Genomic DNA, 18767 nt, shown 5'->3' with positions numbered 1-18767 from the left:
AGGGAGACCGTTGGGGCCTGCTTCGCAGTCCAGCGGGAGCAAGCTCCCTCGCCACAAAGGTATCCGTCGGGGTCAGTAACTGCTCTCTGGCAGGCTGGCGATGATCGAGCGGTAGCTGTTCATCCGTTGCTGATGCACGCGGCCTTCTTCCAGGGCCTTGAGCAGGGCGCAACCGGGTTCGCGGTCGTGCTTGCAGTCGCGGAAGCGGCAGGTGCCGATCAGGTCGTTGAACTCGATGAACCCAGCCTCGACATCGGCGCGGCTGACGTGACCCAGGCCGAATTCGCGGATGCCCGGCGAATCGATCAACTCACCGCCGCCAGGGAAGTGGAACAACCGCGCGGTAGTGGTGGTGTGGGTACCCTGGCCGGATAGCTCGGACAACGGCCCGACGCGGGTCTCGACCTCTGGCAGCAGGCTGTTGACCAGGGAAGACTTGCCGACCCCGGACTGGCCGACGAACACGCTGATGCGCCCGTCCAGCTGCCGTTGCAGTTGCTCCATGCCATTGCCGTGATGGGCCGAGACTTCCAGCACCGGATAGCCGAGATCCCGATAGACCGACAGCAAGGCGTTCAACGCCGGGGCGTTGTGTTCGTCGATCAGGTCGAATTTGTTGAGCAGCAGCAGCGGGCGGATGCCGGCGTGTTCGGCCGCCACCAGGTAGCGGTCGATCAGATTGGCATGGGGCTCGGGCAGCGGGGCGAACACGATGACGATCATGTCGACGTTGGCCGCCACCGGCTTGAGCTGGCCCCGGCTGTCCGGACGGCACAACTCGGTGTGGCGCGGCAGTTGCGCGACGATCACGCCGATGCCCTGGTTGCCGGCACGCCAGACCACTTGGTCGCCCGTCACCAGGGCTGGCAAGTTGGCGCGCAAGTGGCAGCGGAACACCTGGCCGGCAAGCTCGCCTTCCTGGGCCTCGACCTCGACCTGCACGCCGAAGTGGGCGATCACCAGGCCGGTCTGTTCAGGACCCAGGTCACCGCCCTCCAGGGCTTCAACCGCACTGGATTCGCGTTTGGCGGCACGGGCGGCGCGCTCGCCCTGGATCTTTTCGATGCGCCAGTTCTGACGACGATTGAGTTGGCGTTTGGCCATGGGTGTTCCGTATGAAGAAATGCAGCGAATAGGGTAAAACGGCCGCGAGTTTAGCACGCCCGAGACGCTGCCTAGGCTAAACTGCGCAGCTAAGCCGAGGAGCTCCCCCATGCAGAACCCGCAGAACCTGATCTGGATCGACCTGGAAATGACCGGTCTGAACCCTGACACCGACGTCATCATCGAGATGGCCACCATCGTCACTGACAGCGACCTCAACACCCTGGCTGAAGGCCCCGTGATCGCGATTCATCACAGCGATGAAATCCTGGCAGGCATGGACGAGTGGAACACCCGCCAGCACGGCGGCTCGGGCCTGACCCAGCGCGTTCGCGAGAGCAAGATCAGCATGGCCGAGGCCGAGGCACAGACCATCGCCTTCCTGGAGCAGTGGGTGCCGAGAGGCAAGTCGCCGATCTGCGGCAACAGCATCTGCCAGGACCGTCGTTTCCTATATACCCACATGAAATCCCTGGAAAGCTATTTCCACTACCGCAACCTCGACGTCTCGACCCTGAAGGAATTGGCCGCCCGCTGGGCCCCTGAGGTTCGCGACAGTTTCCAGAAAGGCAGCACGCACCTGGCGTTGGATGACATCCGCGAATCCATTGCGGAGCTGCAGCATTACCGCAAGCACTTCATCAAGTTCTGATCGGCACCCCAGCGATTAGCGGGATTGCTTCTGTGGCGAGGGAGCTTGCTCCCGCTGGCCTGCGAAGCAGGCCCCAACCATTTTCAGGTGAACCGAGTTGTCCGGTTTGCGACTGCTGCGCAGCCGAGCGGGAGCAAGCTCCCTCGTCACAGGGGATCCTCTCAGCCAGGGTCGGCGCCGCGCCCTCTTTTGGTGCCAGCCCAAACTGGCTAGACTGCGCGCCTTCCCGCAAGGACCGCCATCATGTTGCTGATGCTGTATCTGATCGCCATTACCGCCGAAGCCATGACCGGCGCGCTGTCCGCCGGGCGGCGGGGCATGGATTGGTTCGGCGTGGTGCTGATCGCCTGTGTCACGGCGCTGGGTGGCGGCTCGGTTCGCGACGTGCTGCTCGGGCATTACCCGCTGACTTGGGTCAAGCACCCGGAATACCTGGTGCTGACCACCGCGGCGGCGATGCTCACGGTGTTCCTGGCGCGCTGGATGCGCCATCTGCGCTCGTTGTTCCTGGTGCTCGATGCCGTGGGGTTGGTGGCGTTCACGCTGATCGGCTGCATGACCGCACTGGAAATGGGCCATGGCATGTTGGTGGCCTCGGTCAGCGGCGTGATTACCGGTGTGTTTGGCGGCATCTTGCGGGATATCTTCTGTAACGATATTCCGCTGATCTTCCGCCGGGAGCTCTACGCGAGCGTCTCGTTTGCCGCGGCGTGGTGTTATCTGCTGTGTGTGTTCCTGCAACTGCCGAATGAACAGGCGATCCTCATTACTTTGTTCGGCGGTTTTCTGCTGAGGCTCCTGGCAATCCGCTTTCATTGGGAAATGCCGAAGTTCGTCTACAACGACGAAGTCTGACGCTCGGCATGCTGGCGCAACGCCCATTCCACATGCTCGCGCACCAGTTCCGATGGATAGTCGCGCCGCGCCTCCAGCGCTTGCAGTACGGGAATCGTTGACGGCGCATTGCCCAGGCCTACCGCCAGGTTGCGCAACCAGCGTTCGTAACCGGCGCGACGCAAGGGCGAACCTTCGGTGCTGCTGAGGAATTTTTCCTCGTCCCACAGGAACAGCTCCGCCAGTCCGGCGTTGTCCAGGTTGTGCCGCGGCTTGAAGTCGCTCTCGCCGGATGGCCGGGCGAAGCGGTTCCACGGACAGACGATCTGGCAGTCATCGCAGCCGAACACCCGGTTGCCGATCAGTGGCCGCAAGTCTTCCGGGATGGCGTTCTTCAGTTCGATGGTCAGGTAGGAAATGCACCGACGTGCATCGAGCATGTAGGGCCCGACGAAAGCATTGGTAGGGCAGATGTCCAGGCAGGCGGTGCATTTTCCGCAGTGCTCGGTGCCGTGGGGCGGATCCACCGGCAGCGGCAGATCGACAAACAGCTCGCTGAGGAAAAAATAACTGCCCGCCTTGCGGTTCAATACCAGGGTGTTTTTGCCGATCCAGCCCAGCCCGGCCTGCTCGGCAATGGCTTTTTCCAGCACCGGCGCGCTGTCGACGAAGGCGCGGTAGCCGAAAGGGCCGATGACCGACTGGATTTTTTCGGCCAGTTGCTGCACCCGCTTACGGATCAATTTGTGGTAATCGCGGCCCAACGCATAACGCGAGACGTAGGCTTTTTCCGGTTCTGCAAGTAATTGCGCCATTTGTGTGTCGCCTGGCAGGTAATCCATGCGCAGGGACACCACGCGCAATGTGCCGGGTACCAGTTCGTCCGGGTGCGAACGCTTGCTGCCGTGGGCGCCCATGTAGTCCATTTCGCCGTGGTAGCCGGCCTCGAGCCAGCGCTGTAGGTGTTGCTCGTGCTCGGCAAGGTCCAGGCCGCTGATGCCGACCTGCTGGAAACCCAGTTCGCGGCCCCAGTCCTTGATGGATTGGGCGAGGGTGGCAAGGTCTGTGGGAATGGCAGGCATGAGGCGAGAGAAACCGGAGCTGAGATGCGTATAATTCTGCCAGACATCGGAGCCCGAAGACGCATGCCGCACACTAAAGATGATTTTCCCGACGCGCTGTACAGCGCCGCGCAGGTCCGGGCCCTCGATGCACAACTGATTGCGGCGGGTACCAGCGGCTTCGAATTGATGCAGCGTGCCGCCCGCGCCACTTGGCGAGCGATCGTCCGGCGCTGGCCCGAAGCGACCGAACTGACCGTGTTGGCCGGCCACGGCAACAATGCCGGTGATGGTTATCTGGTGGCCGCCTTGGCCCGCCGTGCCGGTTGGTCGGTGCGGGTGCTGGCGGTGGGCGAGCCCCGGCGCTTGCTGGGTGACGCCGCCAACGCCCATGCCGAGGCCGTGGCGGTGGGTGTGCCGGTGGAGCCCTGGGCGGACGACGCTGAGCTGCGCGGTGTGTTGCTCGACGCATTGCTTGGCACGGGGACGACTGGCGAAGTGCGCGAACCGTATGTCCGGGCGATCGATACGATCAATGTCAGCGGTTTGCCGGTGGCGGCAGTGGATATTCCCTCTGGCTTGTGTACAGACACCGGCAAGGTGCTGGGGACCGCGGTGGCGGCTGACCTGACCGTGACGTTCATTGGCCTCAAGCTTGGCCTGTTCACCGGGGATGCAGCGGATCGGGTGGGCGAGTTGGCGTTCAACGATCTGCGCGCGGACCCTGACCTGGTTGAATCGGCGCCTGCCAGCGCTCGATTGCTCTTGCCACATAATTTGCCGCGTCTGACGCCTCGAGCCCCCACATCCCACAAAGGCAAGTTCGGTCATGTGCTGTTGATCGGCGGCGACCGGGGATTTGGCGGTGCGATCCAGATGAGCGCTGAAAGCGCCCTGCGCTGTGGCGCGGGCATGGTTTCGATGGCGACCCGCAGCGAACACGTGGCCTCGGCGCTGATGCGTTTGCCGGAAGTGATGGTGCAGGGCACCCATTCGGCGAACCAGTTGATGGGCTTGCTCAAGCAAGCCAGCGTATTGGTGGTCGGCCCGGGCCTGGGCCAGGCCGCCTGGGGACGTAGCCTGCTGTCGGCGGCGGCCAACGCGTCGTTGCCCCAGGTGTGGGATGCCGACGCGCTGAACTTGCTGAGCGGCGGCGCGGTCAGCCTGCCCGAGCAATGCGTCATCACCCCGCATCCGGGCGAAGCCGCACGGTTGCTGGGAATATCCACCGCTCAAGTGCAGGCCGATCGCCCGGCGGCGGCCCATGCGTTGAGCAAAAAATACGCAGCCACCGTGATCCTCAAGGGCGCCGGCAGCCTCATCGCCAGCCCGGATGGCCGTCTGGCGGTCTGCGGCGAGGGCCATCCGGCCATGGCCACTGCCGGCCTGGGGGATGTGCTCGCCGGGGTGGTCGGCGCCTTGCTGGCGCAGGGAATGGAAGATTTCGAGGCCGCCTGCCTGGCGGTCTGGCTGCATGCCAATGCCGGCGTCCAGGTCGGTCGCTCGGGCCGGGGATTGGCGGCGACCGATCTGATCCCGGCCATTCGTCAGTTGTTGGAGGAGCAATCACCGTGTCTGAAGTAACCCTGTACGTGGCGGACGAACAAGCCATGACACAATTTGGTGCCCGCATCGCGCAGATCACCGCAGGCCATGGCCTGATCTTCCTCGAAGGCGACCTGGGCGCAGGGAAGACAACCCTGTCCCGTGGCATCATTCGCGGTCTCGGACACGTCGGTTCGGTCAAGAGTCCTACGTTCACCTTGGTCGAGCCCTACGAGATCGGCGACGTCCGGGCCTTCCATTTCGACCTGTACCGACTGGTGGATCCCGAAGAGCTGGAGTTCCTCGGCATCCGCGACTATTTCGAAGATGACGCCTTGTGCCTGATCGAATGGCCCCAGAAGGGTGCAGGCTTTTTGCCAAAGCCCGACCTGACCATTACCATTGGCGCGCAGAACGGCGGGCGTTCGTTGAAACTGACACCGCAAGGCTCGCGTGGCGAGTCGTGGTGTGCCGCCTTGGCTTTGGAAAACTAATTAGATGATGGGGTTTGATATGCGCTTTCGCGCGGTGGTTGCTGTCGTAGGACTGTTGCTTACGGCACTGGCCGTCGATGCTGTGGCTGAGACAAAGGTCAACAGCGTTCGCCTGTGGCGGGCGCCGGATAATACCCGGCTGGTGTTCGACCTGACAGGCCCGGTTCAGCACAGCGTATTCACCCTGAGCGCCCCGGATCGCCTGGTGATCGACATCAACGGTGCCTCCCTGGGCGCACCGCTGAACGTGCCGACCGCCAACACGCCGATTACCGCGATGCGCTCGGCCCAGCGTACGCCGACCGACCTGCGGGTGGTCATCGACCTGAAAAAAGCCGTTACACCCAAGAGCTTTACCCTGGCCCCGAACGCCCAGTACGGCAACCGGCTGGTGGTCGATCTGTTCGACAACCCGGCCGACGCCGCGCCACCGCCACCGCCGCCGACCAATGTCGCCACGGTGCCTGCGGTTCCGGTGACGCCGACCGAACCTGCGATCAAGCTGCCACCGGCACCGGCCGGCAAGCGCGACATCATCGTTGTTATCGACGCCGGCCACGGTGGTGAAGACCCGGGCGCCTCGGGCTCGCGTGGACAGCGCGAAAAAGACGTGGTGCTGTCCATCGCCCGTGAACTGCAGCGCCAGGTCAACGGCATGAAAGGTTTCCGCGCCGAATTGACCCGCACGGGCGACTATTTCATCCCGTTGCGCGGTCGTACCGAAATCGCCCGCAAGAAAGGCGCCGACCTGTTCGTTTCCATTCACGCCGACGCCGCGCCTTCCGCCGCCGCGTTCGGTGCTTCGGTGTTTGCCTTGTCCGACCGTGGCGCGACCTCCGAGACCGCGCGTTGGCTGGCCGACAGCGAAAACCGTTCCGACCTGATCGGCGGTGCCGGCAACGTCAGCCTCGACGACAAGGACCGGATGCTTGCCGGTGTATTGCTCGATTTGTCGATGACCGCCTCGTTGACCTCCAGCCTGAACGTCGGCCAGAAGGTCCTGAGCAACATCGGTCGCGTCACGCCGTTGCACAAGCAGCGCGTCGAGCAGGCCGGGTTCATGGTGCTTAAATCTCCGGACATCCCATCGATCCTGGTGGAAACCGGGTTCATCTCCAACGCCAACGAAGCCTCGAAGCTGTCGTCGTCGAGCCATCAGCAGGCCTTGGCCCGCTCCATCAGCAGCGGCGTGCGGCAGTTCTTCCAGCAGAATCCACCGCCGGGCACCTACATCGCCTGGCTGCGGGACTCCGGCAAGATCGCCCAGGGGCCACGGGACCACCGGGTCAGTCCGGGCGAAACCCTGGCGATGATCGCGGTGCGCTACCAGGTGTCGCCCGCCACCTTGCGCAGCGCCAACAATCTGAAGAGCGATGAGCTCAAGATTGGCCAGACCCTGACCATTCCGGGCAACGAAGTGGCGGTCAAGCAATGAGCGACGAAGCGATCGGCAGCAACGCCCGTATCGAGCTGCTCAGCCCCCGGCTGGCGAACCAGATCGCCGCCGGTGAGGTGGTCGAGCGTCCGGCGTCGGTGATCAAGGAGTTGCTGGAAAACAGCCTCGACTCCGGCGCCAAGCGCATCGATGTGGATGTCGAACAGGGCGGCGTAAAGTTGCTGCGGGTGCGTGACGACGGTCGCGGCATTCCCGCCGATGACCTGCCGCTGGCCCTGGCGCGTCACGCCACCAGCAAGATCCGCGACTTGGAAGACCTCGAACGGGTCATGAGCCTGGGCTTTCGTGGCGAGGCGCTGGCATCGATCAGCTCGGTGTCGCGCCTGACCCTCACGTCCCGCACCCGTGACGCCGACCAGGCCTGGCAGGTCGAGACCGAAGGCCGTGACATGGCTTCGCACGTACAGCCCGCCGCCCATCCGGTGGGCACTTCGGTGGAAGTGCGCGACCTGTTTTTCAACACCCCGGCCCGGCGCAAGTTTCTCAAGGCCGAGAAAACCGAATTCGATCACCTGCAAGAAGTCATCAAGCGCCTGGCCCTGGCGCGTTTTGACGTGGCCTTTCATCTGCGCCACAACGGCAAGACCATCCTTAGCCTGCACGAAGCTCGCGACGATGCGGCCCGCGCCCGGCGCGTGGGGGCGGTGTGCGGCGCGGGGTTCCTGGAGCAGGCGTTGCCCATCGAGGTGGAGCGCAATGGCTTGCACCTGTGGGGCTGGGTCGGTTTGCCGACGTTTTCCCGCAGCCAGGCGGATCTGCAATATTTCTACGTGAACGGCCGTGCGGTGCGCGACAAACTGGTGGCTCACGCGGTGCGCCAGGCTTATCGCGATGTGCTGTTCAACGGTCGGCATCCGACCTTCGTGCTGTTTTTCGAAGTGGATCCTTCAGTGGTGGACGTCAACGTGCACCCGACCAAGCACGAAGTACGTTTCCGTGACGGGCGCATGGTCCACGATTTCCTTTATGGCACCTTGCACCGCGCGTTGGGTGACGTGCGGCCCGAAGACCAATTGTCGGCGCCGGCAACGGTGGCGGGCATGGTCCGGCCAACGGGATTGGAAGCAGGCGAATTCGGGCCTCAAGGCGAGATGCGTCTGGCCGCCCATGCGCTGCTGGAGCAACCTCAGCCCCAACCGAGCTACAACGCCGCTGGAAGCGGCGCCGGCAGCGGTTATCAATATCAATACACGCCACGTCCACAGTCGAACGTGCCGGCGGCCGAGGCCCAGGCGGCGTATCGCGAGTTCTTCAAGCCTTTGCCTGAAACCGCGGCGACGGCGTTGCCCGACGGCCAGGGCGACATTCCGCCGCTGGGCTATGCCCTGGCGCAGCTCAAAGGCATTTACATCCTTTCCGAGAACGCCCAAGGCCTGGTCCTGGTGGACATGCACGCCGCCCATGAGCGGATCATGTACGAGCGATTGAAGATCGCCATGGCCAGCGAAGGCTTGAGCGGCCAACCGCTGCTCGTCCCCGAATCCCTGGCCGTCAGCCAGCGTGAAGCCGATTGCGCCGAAGAACACGTGAGCTGGTTCCAGCGCCTGGGCTTTGAATTGCAGCGCCTGGGCCCGGAAACCCTGGCGATCCGGCAGATCCCGGCCTTGTTGAAACAGGCCGAGGCCAATCGCCTGGTCAGCGACGTGCTGGCGGACCTGATGGAATATGGCACCAGCGACCGGATCCAGGCGCACTTGAACGAATTGCTCGGCACCATGGCCTGCCACGGCGCGATCCGCGCGAATCGGCGCCTGGCCCTGCCGGAAATGAACGGTCTGCTGCGGGACATGGAAAACACCGAGCGCAGTGGCCAATGCAACCATGGCCGGCCGACCTGGACCCAGCTGGGCCTGGACGACTTGGACAAACTGTTTTTGCGCGGTCGTTGATGAGCCAGTTGCCACCCGCGATTTTCCTGATGGGGCCGACGGCCGCCGGCAAGACCGACCTGGCCATCGAATTGACCAAGGTCCTGCCCTGCGAACTGATCAGCGTCGATTCGGCGCTGGTCTATCGCGGCATGGACATCGGCACCGCCAAGCCATCGAAAGAACTGCTGGCCGAGTTTCCCCATCGCCTGATCGACATCCTCGACCCGGCCGAAGCCTACTCGGCGGCGGATTTTCGGCGTGATGCACTCCAGGCCATGGCCGATATCACCGCGCGGGGCAAGATTCCGCTGCTGGTGGGCGGCACCATGCTCTATTACAAGGCCTTGGTCGATGGGTTGGCGGACATGCCGGCGGCCGATCCCGAGGTGCGCGCGCAGATCGAAGAAGAGGCTGCGCGCCTTGGTTGGCAAGTCCTGCATGAACAATTGGCGGCCATCGACCCCGAGTCCGCTGCGCGCATTCATCCCAACGACCCGCAGCGGCTCAGCCGGGCGCTGGAGGTTTATCGGGTCAGTGGCCAGAGCATGACGGCGCTGCGGCAACGACAATCTGCGCAAAGTACTGAAGCAGCCGCTTCGGGACTGCAACAATTGCCCTATACTGTCGCGAATCTGGCCATCGCTCCGGCGGACCGGCAAGTGCTGCATCGGCGAATTGAACAAAGATTCACATTAATGTTGGAACAGGGATTCATAGACGAGGTCGTAGCCCTGCGTGAGCGAAGTGACCTGCATGCCGGGTTGCCGTCTATACGTGCGGTGGGTTATCGACAAGTCTGGGACTACCTGGACGGCAAGCTGACGTCAGCCGAGATGCGCGAGCGGGGGATTATCGCCACGCGTCAATTGGCGAAGCGCCAGTTCACCTGGCTGCGCAGCTGGACTGACCTGCATTGGCTCGACAGTCTTGATTGCGACAATCTGCCACGCGCCTTGAAATACCTCGGGACCATCTCCATATTGAGCTGAGTCCTTGCAATTGCCGTCTATCCTTGGGGGTGTGACGGCCCAAGCCATCTGATTCCGAATTTTATAATTGATCCTTAAAGGAGTGCGGCACATGTCAAAAGGGCATTCGCTACAAGACCCTTACTTGAACACTTTACGTAAAGAGAAAGTTGGGGTGTCCATCTATCTGGTCAACGGGATCAAACTGCAAGGCACGATCGAGTCTTTCGACCAATTCGTCATCCTGCTGAAAAACACCGTCAGCCAAATGGTCTACAAGCACGCTATCTCGACAGTGGTGCCGGTTCGTCCGATTCGCCTGCCTAGCGCAACCGAATCCGAAGGCGGTGACGCTGAACCGGGTAACGCCTGATAGGAGCCTCCTTTGTTCTTTGAGCGCCACAGTGGTGGTGAGCGGACTATTCTCGTTCACTTGGAAGGACAGGACCCTGAGGCGCGCGAAGATCCGCAGGAGTTTCAGGAATTGGCAATTTCGGCCGGCGCCGAGACCGTCGCGTTTTTCAACGTGCCGCGTCATCGGCCAACCGCCAAGTTCCTGATCGGCAGCGGCAAGGTCGAGGAGTTGCGCGACCTGGTCAAGGCCGAGCATATCGATCTGGTGATCTTCAACCACATCCTTACGCCCAGCCAGGAACGTAACCTCGAGCGCGTCTTCGAGTGTCGCGTGATCGACCGCACCGGGCTGATTCTCGATATCTTCGCCCAACGTGCCCGTACCCATGAAGGCAAGCTGCAGGTCGAACTGGCCCAGCTTGAACACATGAGCACGCGGCTGGTTCGCGGCTGGACTCACCTTGAGCGGCAGAAGGGCGGTATCGGCCTGCGCGGGCCGGGTGAAACCCAGCTTGAAACCGACCGGCGCCTGTTGCGGGTTCGCCTGCGCCAGATCAAGGGGCGCTTGGAGAAGGTCCGCAGCCAGCGCGAGCAGTCGCGACGCGGCCGCAAGCGCGCCGACATCCCGACGGTTTCACTGGTGGGGTATACCAACGCCGGCAAATCGACCCTGTTCAATAACGTTACCCAATCCGACGTCTACGCCGCCGACCAGTTGTTTGCCACGCTCGACCCGACCCTGCGCCGGCTCGACCTGGACGACCTCGGGCCGATCGTGCTGGCCGACACCGTGGGATTCATCCGTCACCTGCCGCACAAACTGGTCGAGGCTTTCCGGGCTACGCTCGAAGAGTCGAGCAACTCCGACCTGTTGCTGCACGTCATCGATGCCGCCGAGCCGGACCGGATGCTGCAGATCGAGCAGGTCATGGTGGTGCTGGGCGAGATCGGGGCCCAGGACTTGCCGATCCTCGAGGTATACAACAAACTCGATTTGCTCGAAGGGGTCGAGCCGCAGATCCAGCGCGATGCCGATGGCAAGCCGCAACGGGTCTGGCTCTCGGCCCGTGATGGCAGCGGCCTGGACCTGCTCAAGCAGGCCGTGGCGGAGCTGCTGGGCGATGACCTGTTTGTTGGCACCCTGAAGCTGCCGCAGCGTTTTGCCCGGCTGCGTGCCCAGTTTTTCGAGCTGGGTGCGGTACAGAAAGAAGAACACGACGAAGAAGGCGCTTGCCTGCTGGCCGTTCGCCTGCCACGGTCGGAACTGAACCGACTGGTCAGTCGTGAAGGGCTGCAACCGATGGAATTCATCGAGCAACACACTTTGCAATAAAAGCCTGAGAAAGCTGTGTCAGGCATTCTGTAGCATTGGCCGGCGCGCCGTGGGTGCGTCTTTGCTTTATCAGATGGAGAGCGCTATGGCTTGGAATGAGCCGGGTGGCAACTCGAATAACCAGGATCCCTGGGGCGGCAAGCGTCGTAACAACGGCGACCGCAAGGGACCACCGGATCTCGACGAGGCCTTCCGCAAGCTGCAGGAAAGCCTGAACGGTTTGTTCGGTGGTGGTAAGAAACGCGGTGACGATGGCGGCAGCCGTCCGGGCAAGGGCGGTGGTTTCGGCCTGCTCGGCATCGGCCTTGTCGTGCTCGCGGCGATCTGGCTGTACAGCGCGGTTTATGTCGTGGACGAGCAGGAGCAGGCCGTGGTGCTGCGCTTCGGCAAGTACTACGAAACCGTCGGCCCGGGTCTGAACATCTATTTCCCGCCGATCGACCAGAAGTACATGGAGAACGTCACGCGTGAGCGTGCCTACACCAAGCAGGGCCAGATGCTGACCGAAGACGAGAACATCGTTGAGGTGCCGCTGACCGTGCAGTACAAGATCACCAACCTGCAGGACTTCGTGCTGAACGTCGATCAGCCGGAAATCAGCCTGCAACATGCGACTGAAAGTGCCCTGCGCCATGTGGTGGGCTCCACTGCCATGGACCAGGTGCTGACCGAAGGCCGTGAGCTGATGGCCAGCGAAATCAAGGAGCGCCTGCAACGCTTCCTCGATACCTACCGCACCGGTATCACCGTCACCCAGGTCAACGTCCAGAGCGCAGCGGCACCGCGTGAAGTGCAGGAAGCCTTCGATGACGTGATCCGCGCCCGTGAAGACGAGCAGCGGTCGCGCAACCAGGCCGAGACCTATGCCAACGGCGTCGTGCCGGAAGCCCGTGGCCAGGCCCAGCGCATCATCGAGGATGCCAACGGTTATCGTGACGAAGTGGTCTCACGCGCCAAGGGTGAGGCGGATCGCTTTACCAAGCTGGTCGCCGAGTATCGCAAGGCCCCTGAAGTGACCCGCCAGCGTCTGTACCTGGACACCATGCAGGAAGTCTTCAGCAACACCAGCAAAGTCCTCGTGACCGGCAACAAGAACGGCCAGAGCAACCTGCTGTACCTGCCGCTGGACAAGATGGTCGAGGGCAGCCGCAATACCGGCACGCCACCCACCAGCGCGGCAGCCGCGAGCAATGAAGCCAATGCCCGCGCGGCGGCGGACCTGCAGCAACAGCAAGCACGTACCAGGGAGAGTCGCTGATGAGCAATAAATCGCTGATCGCCCTTATTGTCGGTGTCGTCGTGGCGATCGCTGCCTGGAACTGCTTCTACATCGTGGCTCAGACCGAGCGCGCGGTGTTGCTGCAATTCGGTCGCGTGGTCCAGGCTGATGTCCAGCCAGGGCTGCATGTGAAGGTGCCGTACGTCAACAAGGTGCGCAAGTTCGATGGCCGCCTGATGACCTTGGATGCACCGACGCAACGCTTCCTGACGCTGGAAAAGAAAGCCGTGATGGTCGATGCCTACGCCAAGTGGCGCGTGAAGGATGCCGAGCGTTTCTACACCGCGACTTCCGGCCTCAAGCAGATTGCCGACGAGCGCCTGTCCCGTCGCCTGGAGTCGGGCCTGCGTGACCAGTTCGGTAAGCGTACCTTGCATGAAGTTGTGTCCGGTGAGCGTGATGCGCTGATGGCCGACATCACCCGTTCGCTGAACGCGATGGCGGAAAAAGAGCTGGGTATCGAAGTGGTCGATGTCCGGGTCAAGGCCATCGACCTGCCGAAGGAAGTGAACCGCAGCGTGTTCGAACGCATGAGCACCGAGCGTGAGCGTGAAGCCCGCGAGCACCGCGCCAAGGGTAACGAGCTGGCGGAAGGCATCCGTGCCGACGCTGATCGCCAACGCCGCGTGCTGCTGGCCGAAGCCTATCGTGAATCGGAAGAGGTCCGCGGTGATGGTGATGCCCAGGCCGCTGCGATCTACGCCAAGGCCTACGGTCAGGACCAGGAGTTCTACGCGTTCTACCGCAGCCTGCGTGCCTACCGTGAAAGTTTTGCGAACAAATCCGACGTCTTGGTCCTCGACCCAAGCAGTGACTTTTTCCACTACCTGGAAAAGGCCAAGCCTTGATACGACGTTGACCTGAAGCACTCCGCCCGGCGGCTAAAACGTCGGGCGGGGTGATCCTTTGGGAAAACGTGTGTATGATGCGGCAGCCGGGAAATTCCCGGCTTTTTTGCGTCTGCGCGTTCGATTGTGGTTTATACGGTGCAGGCGTCGGGTTGAATGACCCGACAGGTTTTTCGAGGAAAGTGCTTGGCGAGGCCGATCCAGGGCCATTCGTCACGTCGCCCTTGCGCGTTGTTTGGTTTTCCGCATGACGCGGGCATTTTCTGCTTCACTCAAGGCCAGCCCGAAAGCTGGCCGCCCGGACCATAGGGGAATGGCGTAATGGCAACGGTAGACCGCTGGCTGCTGCCAGATGGCATCGAAGAAGTACTGCCACCGGAAGCCGCGCGTATCGAAGTAGCGCGTCGGCAGGTGTTGGATCTGTTCCAGAGCTGGGGTTACGAGTTCGTCGTGACCCCGCATATCGAGTACCTGGAATCCCTGCTGACCGGCGCGGGCCAGGACCTGGATCTGCGCACCTTCAAGGTTATCGACCCGCAATCGGGGCGGCAGATGGGCTTCCGGGCTGACATCACGCCTCAAGTGGCGCGCATCGATGCCCACACCCTGCGCCGCGAAGGCCCGAGCCGCCTGTGCTACGCCGGCAGCGTCCTGCATGCCCAGCCACGTGCCTTGTCGTCTTCGCGCAGCCCGATCCAGCTGGGTGCCGAGCTCTATGGCGACGCCAGCCCAAGCAGCGACGTGGAAGTCATCAGCCTGATGTTGGCCATGCTGCAACTGGCTGACGTCCCGGATGTCCACATGGACCTGGGCCATGTCGGCATCTACCGCGGCCTGGCCCGTGCGGCCGGTTTGTCCGGTGAGGTGGAGCAGCGGTTGTTCGACGCCTTGCAGCGCAAGGCCATCGATGAAGTCATCAGCCTGACCGAAGGCCTGCCGAGCGACCTGTCCGGCATGTTGCGGGCGTTGGTGGATCTTTGCGGCGGCCGTGAAGTGCTGGACGCTGCCCGCGAACGCCTGGCCGGCGCACCGGCAGCGGTATTGGCGGCATTGGACGATCTCTTGGCGATTGCCGAGCGTCTGTCGGTGCGTTTCCCGGAACTGCCGCTGTATTTCGACCTGGGCGAGCTGCGTGGCTATCACTATCACACCGGCGTGGTGTTCGCGGTGTTTGTCCCGGGTGTTGGCCAGTCCATCGCCCAGGGCGGTCGCTACGACGACATCGGCGCCGACTTCGGTCGCGCCCGTCCGGCGACGGGTTTTTCCACCGATTTGAAAACCCTGGTGACCCTGGGGCGTGCTGAAGTCGAGCTACCGTCTGGCGGTATCTGGATGCCTGACAGTACGGATGCGGCACTCTGGCAGGCAGTCTGCCAGTTGCGCAGTGAGGGTCAGCGTGTCGTCCAGGCCTTGCCTGGACAACCTTTGGCCGCCGCCCGTGAAGCGGACTGCGACCGGCAATTGATTCAGCAGAACGGGCTTTGGCAAGTATTGCCGCTGGCTTCTTGAGTTTTCCTGCCGGCCTGGAGCCGGCACCAAGTTTGCGCGAATGAGGACAAGTGTTATGGGTAAGAATGTCGTAGTCCTGGGCACCCAATGGGGTGATGAGGGCAAAGGCAAGATCGTTGATCTGCTGACCGAACATGCTGCCGCCGTAGTGCGCTACCAAGGTGGCCACAACGCCGGTCACACCCTGGTGATCGACGGTGAAAAAACCGTTCTGCACCTGATTCCATCGGGCGTGCTGCGCGAAGGCGTGCAGTGCCTGATCGGCAACGGTGTGGTGGTGGCGCCCGACGCCCTGCTGCGGGAAATCATCAAGCTGGAAGAGAAAGGCGTACCGGTGCGCGAGCGCCTGCGTATCAGCCCGTCCTGCCCGCTGATCCTGTCCTATCACGTTGCGCTGGACCAGGCCCGTGAAAAGGCCCGTGGCGAGCTGAAGATCGGCACCACCGGTCGCGGCATCGGCCCGGCCTACGAAGACAAAGTGGCCCGTCGTGGCCTGCGCATCGGTGACCTGTTCCACCGTGAGCGTTTCGCCGCCAAGCTGGGCGAGTTGCTGGACTACCACAACTTTGTCCTGGTCAATTACTACAAAGAGCCGGCCATCGACTTCCAGAAGACCCTGGACGAGTGCATGGAATACGCTGAGCTGCTCAAGCCGATGATGCTCGACGTCACCGCCGAGCTGCACGAACTGCGCCGCGCCGGCAAGGACATCATGTTCGAAGGCGCCCAGGGTTCGCTGCTGGACATCGACCACGGTACCTACCCGTACGTCACCAGCTCCAACACCACTGCCGGCGGCATCGCCACCGGTTCGGGTTTCGGCCCGATGTACCTGGACTACATCCTGGGCATCACCAAGGCCTACACCACTCGCGTCGGTTCGGGTCCGTTCCCGACTGAGCTGTTCGATGATGTCGGTGCGTTCCTGGCCAAGCGTGGCCACGAGTTCGGTGCTACCACCGGTCGCGCTCGTCGTTGCGGCTGGTTCGATGCCGTGATCCTGCGTCGCGCCATCGACGTCAACAGCATCTCGGGCCTGTGCCTGACCAAGCTGGACGTGCTGGACGGCCTGGAAACCATCAACATCTGCGTGGGCTACAAGAACCAGGACGGCGCCGTCATCGACGCGCCGACCGACGCCGACAGCTACATCGGCCTGGAGCCGGTGTACGAGCAGATGCCGGGCTGGACCGAGTCGACCGTGGGCGCCAAGACCCTGGAAGAGCTGCCATTGGCCGCGCGCAACTACATCAAGCGCGTCGAAGAGTTGGTTGGCGCGCCGATCGACATTATTTCGACGGGGCCGGACCGCAACGAAACCATCGTCCTGCGTCATCCGTTTGCCTGATAAGTCGTTGATGTAAATAACAAAGGGCTCCTTATGGAGCCCTTTGTCGTTTCTGTCTGGCGGACGGCACGACACTTGCTATGCCTCACCATTAAGGCACCGCTTTCACGAGTGCCATCAAATTAATGGCGTTTGGTAGAGGGATTTCAAGTGTCGGCCGTTCTCTCACTGTTACAAAGCCGTTTGTTACGGCCTGTGTTCGTTACGCTCGGTATCGCCCTTTTGGTGCAGGTACTGGTCGCCGTTGCGCTGACCCGAAGCACGGTCACGGCGCTTGAATCCGACCTGGGCGCACGCTTGGGGTCCGACAGCCAGAAGCTGGCCGGCGAGTTGGAGCAGGCTGGGCGCGAAGTCACGTCGAGCCTGGACAGCCTGTCCGCCAGTACTCGTCAGCGATTGACGGCCGGTTTGTCCTCGCGTCTGAAGGAGGAACAGGCCCAGCTGCGTGCGACCCTGGAAAAAGACTTGCGCGATTCCGCCAATGATATGGCGCAGCTTCTGGCCTCGGTCGCGCCTCGCGCCATGTGGGACAGCGATGTGCCGACCTTGTCCGAATTCGCCCGTCGGGCCCAGCGCAATCCCAACGTGCTGTTCGTCATTTATGACGACGCGGCCGGGGAACACCTGACCCGTTACCTGAACCGGGAGAACCCGATCAACAAGGCCCTGTTGGAAAAGGGCAAGGGCGAACGGGCGCTGGACAAGGTGCTGGACGCGGCGAAGAACGATCCGTCGGTGTTTTACCTCGAAGCCTCGATCAACCCCAACGGGGTGGAAATCGGCAAGGTGCTGATGGGCGTTTCCACCGCTTCGGTGGAAACCGACCTGAAGGCTCTGGACCAGCGTTTCTCCGCGTTGATTGCCAGCAGCGATCAGTTGGTGGGCGATAGCCTCAAGGGCGCGGCTGCCGACAGCGCCGCCGCCATGCGCGGCCGGCTGGGCTCGGCGCAGGCCACTGCCACCGAAATGCAGACCAATACCGCCGCCACCGTGCAGCAAGCCGCGGGGACGTTGCGTTGGCGCATCGGCCTGGGCTTGGCGCTGGTGGGGTTGGGTGTGTTGGTATTGCTCGCCGTGGTGTTGGGGCGTCGGGTGGTCAATCGCTTGAAGCTGTTGATCGCCGCGATGAACGACCTGGCGGCGGGCGAAGGTGATCTGACCAAGCGCGTGCAGATCAGCAGCAAGGACGAAATTGGCGACATGGCCTCGGCGGTCAATCGCTTTGTGGATAAGTTACAACCCATCGTGCGCGAAGCGGGCGATGTGGCTCAGCGTACTGGTCAGGAAATTGGCGCGATGACCCTGCGCAACTCGGGTGCCGACGCGGCGGCCGGCATGCAGCGCGATGAAGTGGCCGAGAGCCTGCGAGCGCTGTCGCAAATGGCCGATGAGGCGGCGTCGGAAAGCCAGGCGATGCAGGCGGCCTTGCAGCAAGTGGTCGAGATCCGTCAGGCCACTGATGAAACCACGCGCACATCGGCCAAGGTCGGCAGCTTGATCGAGGCGCTGGCCGGGCAGGTCGACACGGGGGCGAAGGTCATCGAGCGGCTGGCCCAGCAGAGCGAGCAGATCGAAGTGGTGCTGACGGTGATCCACGGCATTGCCGAGCAAACCAACCTGCTGGCCTTGAACGCGGCTATCGAAGCTGCGCGTGCCGGGGAGACCGGGCGCGGGTTTGCGGTGGTGGCGGATGAGGTGAGGGCGCTGGCGAGCAAGACTCAGAGTTCAACCGGCGACATTCAGGCCCATATCGTGGCCTTGCAGCAAGGGGCTCGGGAGGCCGTGGCTGCGATTGGCCAGGCCGGGCGGCAGGCCAATGAAGGTTTGTCGGTTTTACGTGACAGTGCGCGGCTGCAGCAGTCGGTGCAGGCGTCGGTCGAGCAGGTGCATGCGGCCATCGGTTTGGCGACTCAAGCGGCAGCGCATCAGGCCCAAGGCGCCCAAGCGGTGCGTGGTCGGGTTGAGACCATTCATGCCCAGGCCGAGAAAGCGGCCCAGGCGGTGGTTGAGACGACGGCCAGTGGCAAGGTGTTGGATAACTTGGCGGCGCAGCTGAAAGCTAGCCTGGGGCAGTTCAGGGCCTGATTCGAAACTTATGACTGCCTCTTCGC

At 62.7% G+C, this 18767-nt stretch carries 16 protein-coding genes; 14 read left to right on the top strand and 2 right to left on the bottom strand.

The annotated features are described in order from the left end of the window. Nucleotides 1-72: 72 nt before the first annotated feature. A complete protein-coding gene (gene rsgA, locus FHK92_RS06760; protein ID WP_030140171.1) occupies nt 73-1104 on the bottom strand; it encodes a small ribosomal subunit biogenesis GTPase RsgA in 1032 nt (343 codons plus the stop codon). A 109-nt stretch (nt 1105-1213) separates the two neighbouring features. On the opposite strand from rsgA, the gene orn reads away from it, so the two are divergent. Together orn and FHK92_RS06750 are read left to right on the top strand one after the other, a co-directional pair. Further along, the gene (gene orn / locus FHK92_RS06755; protein WP_030140170.1) at nt 1214-1756 is read left to right on the top strand and encodes an oligoribonuclease; all 543 of its coding nucleotides are present in this window, start codon (nt 1214-1216) and stop codon (nt 1754-1756) included. 240 nt (nt 1757-1996) lie between these two features. Beyond that, the gene (locus FHK92_RS06750; RefSeq protein ID WP_170866829.1) at nt 1997-2611 is read left to right on the top strand and encodes a trimeric intracellular cation channel family protein; all 615 of its coding nucleotides are present in this window, start codon (nt 1997-1999) and stop codon (nt 2609-2611) included. Here the strand turns inward: FHK92_RS06750 and queG are convergent. Beyond that, the gene (gene queG, locus FHK92_RS06745; RefSeq protein WP_181287398.1) at nt 2593-3672 is read right to left on the bottom strand and encodes a tRNA epoxyqueuosine(34) reductase QueG; all 1080 of its coding nucleotides are present in this window, start codon (nt 3670-3672) and stop codon (nt 2593-2595) included. The genes FHK92_RS06750 and queG overlap by 19 nt on opposite strands. A gap of 63 nt (nt 3673-3735) precedes the next feature. Between queG and FHK92_RS06740 the strand changes: the two genes are divergently transcribed. The 12 genes from FHK92_RS06740 to FHK92_RS06685 all read left to right on the top strand — a co-directional run bounded on the left by FHK92_RS06740 (nt 3736) and on the right by FHK92_RS06685 (nt 18741). Then, nucleotides 3736-5235 (top strand): NAD(P)H-hydrate dehydratase, encoded by a 1500-nt coding sequence (locus FHK92_RS06740; RefSeq protein ID WP_181287397.1) that lies wholly within the window; start codon nt 3736-3738, stop codon nt 5233-5235. After that, on the top strand, nt 5223-5690 hold the full coding sequence (gene tsaE, locus FHK92_RS06735) for a tRNA (adenosine(37)-N6)-threonylcarbamoyltransferase complex ATPase subunit type 1 TsaE (protein ID WP_092333232.1): 468 nt from the start codon (nt 5223-5225) through the stop codon (nt 5688-5690). The genes FHK92_RS06740 and tsaE overlap by 13 nt, the downstream gene beginning before the upstream one ends. A gap of 4 nt (nt 5691-5694) precedes the next feature. Beyond that, nucleotides 5695-7125 (top strand): N-acetylmuramoyl-L-alanine amidase, encoded by a 1431-nt coding sequence (locus FHK92_RS06730; RefSeq protein ID WP_181287396.1) that lies wholly within the window; start codon nt 5695-5697, stop codon nt 7123-7125. Continuing rightward, nucleotides 7122-9035 (top strand): DNA mismatch repair endonuclease MutL, encoded by a 1914-nt coding sequence (gene mutL, locus FHK92_RS06725; RefSeq protein WP_181287395.1) that lies wholly within the window; start codon nt 7122-7124, stop codon nt 9033-9035. Before FHK92_RS06730 ends, mutL begins: the two co-directional genes overlap by 4 nt. Continuing rightward, nucleotides 9035-10006 carry a tRNA (adenosine(37)-N6)-dimethylallyltransferase MiaA gene (gene miaA / locus FHK92_RS06720; RefSeq protein ID WP_181287394.1) on the top strand — a complete coding sequence of 324 codons (972 nt, stop codon included), beginning with the start codon at nt 9035-9037 and terminating at the stop codon, nt 10004-10006. The genes mutL and miaA overlap by 1 nt, the downstream gene beginning before the upstream one ends. Nucleotides 10007-10097: 91 nt before the next feature. Next, nucleotides 10098-10358, top strand: coding sequence for an RNA chaperone Hfq (hfq, locus tag FHK92_RS06715; protein WP_003186419.1), 261 nt, complete (start codon nt 10098-10100; stop codon nt 10356-10358). 12 nt (nt 10359-10370) lie between these two features. After that, nucleotides 10371-11672, top strand: a complete 1302-nt coding sequence (hflX, locus tag FHK92_RS06710; protein ID WP_181287393.1) for a ribosome rescue GTPase HflX — start codon at nt 10371-10373, stop codon at nt 11670-11672. Between the two features lie 85 nt (nt 11673-11757). Further along, complete coding sequence (gene hflK / locus FHK92_RS06705; protein WP_181287392.1) at nt 11758-12930, top strand: FtsH protease activity modulator HflK; 1173 nt, start codon at nt 11758-11760, stop codon at nt 12928-12930. Then, a complete protein-coding gene (hflC, locus tag FHK92_RS06700; protein ID WP_181287391.1) occupies nt 12930-13799 on the top strand; it encodes a protease modulator HflC in 870 nt (289 codons plus the stop codon). The genes hflK and hflC overlap by 1 nt, the downstream gene beginning before the upstream one ends. A 321-nt stretch (nt 13800-14120) precedes the next feature. Next, nucleotides 14121-15308, top strand: a complete 1188-nt coding sequence (locus FHK92_RS06695) for an ATP phosphoribosyltransferase regulatory subunit (RefSeq protein WP_181287390.1) — start codon at nt 14121-14123, stop codon at nt 15306-15308. Nucleotides 15309-15363: 55 nt separating this feature from the next. After that, complete coding sequence (locus FHK92_RS06690) at nt 15364-16656, top strand: adenylosuccinate synthase (RefSeq protein ID WP_003197240.1); 1293 nt, start codon at nt 15364-15366, stop codon at nt 16654-16656. Nucleotides 16657-16806: 150 nt separating this feature from the next. Next, nucleotides 16807-18741, top strand: a complete 1935-nt coding sequence (locus tag FHK92_RS06685) for a methyl-accepting chemotaxis protein (protein WP_181287389.1) — start codon at nt 16807-16809, stop codon at nt 18739-18741. Nucleotides 18742-18767 lie beyond the last annotated feature (26 nt).

The organism is Pseudomonas brassicacearum subsp. neoaurantiaca (assembly GCF_013608025.1).
GTDB lineage: Bacteria > Pseudomonadota > Gammaproteobacteria > Pseudomonadales > Pseudomonadaceae > Aquipseudomonas.
Note: the sequence above shows the minus strand (reverse complement) of the source record. Positions and strands in the feature narration are given on the sequence as shown.

What these genes read in the sequence shown, in the direction of transcription:
- queG (WP_181287398.1), bottom strand. Translation starts at nt 3,672, where the DNA reads ATGCCTGCCATTCCCACAGACCTTGCCACCCTCGCCCAATCCATCAAG.
- hflC (WP_181287391.1), top strand. Translation starts at nt 12,930, where the DNA reads ATGAGCAATAAATCGCTGATCGCCCTTATTGTCGGTGTCGTCGTGGCG.
- miaA (WP_181287394.1), top strand. Translation starts at nt 9,035, where the DNA reads ATGAGCCAGTTGCCACCCGCGATTTTCCTGATGGGGCCGACGGCCGCC.
- FHK92_RS06740 (WP_181287397.1), top strand. Translation starts at nt 3,736, where the DNA reads ATGCCGCACACTAAAGATGATTTTCCCGACGCGCTGTACAGCGCCGCG.
- rsgA (WP_030140171.1), bottom strand. Translation starts at nt 1,104, where the DNA reads ATGGCCAAACGCCAACTCAATCGTCGTCAGAACTGGCGCATCGAAAAG.
- FHK92_RS06690 (WP_003197240.1), top strand. Translation starts at nt 15,364, where the DNA reads ATGGGTAAGAATGTCGTAGTCCTGGGCACCCAATGGGGTGATGAGGGC.
- FHK92_RS06730 (WP_181287396.1), top strand. Translation starts at nt 5,695, where the DNA reads ATGATGGGGTTTGATATGCGCTTTCGCGCGGTGGTTGCTGTCGTAGGA.
- hflK (WP_181287392.1), top strand. Translation starts at nt 11,758, where the DNA reads ATGGCTTGGAATGAGCCGGGTGGCAACTCGAATAACCAGGATCCCTGG.
- mutL (WP_181287395.1), top strand. Translation starts at nt 7,122, where the DNA reads ATGAGCGACGAAGCGATCGGCAGCAACGCCCGTATCGAGCTGCTCAGC.
- hfq (WP_003186419.1), top strand. Translation starts at nt 10,098, where the DNA reads ATGTCAAAAGGGCATTCGCTACAAGACCCTTACTTGAACACTTTACGT.
- orn (WP_030140170.1), top strand. Translation starts at nt 1,214, where the DNA reads ATGCAGAACCCGCAGAACCTGATCTGGATCGACCTGGAAATGACCGGT.
- FHK92_RS06695 (WP_181287390.1), top strand. Translation starts at nt 14,121, where the DNA reads ATGGCAACGGTAGACCGCTGGCTGCTGCCAGATGGCATCGAAGAAGTA.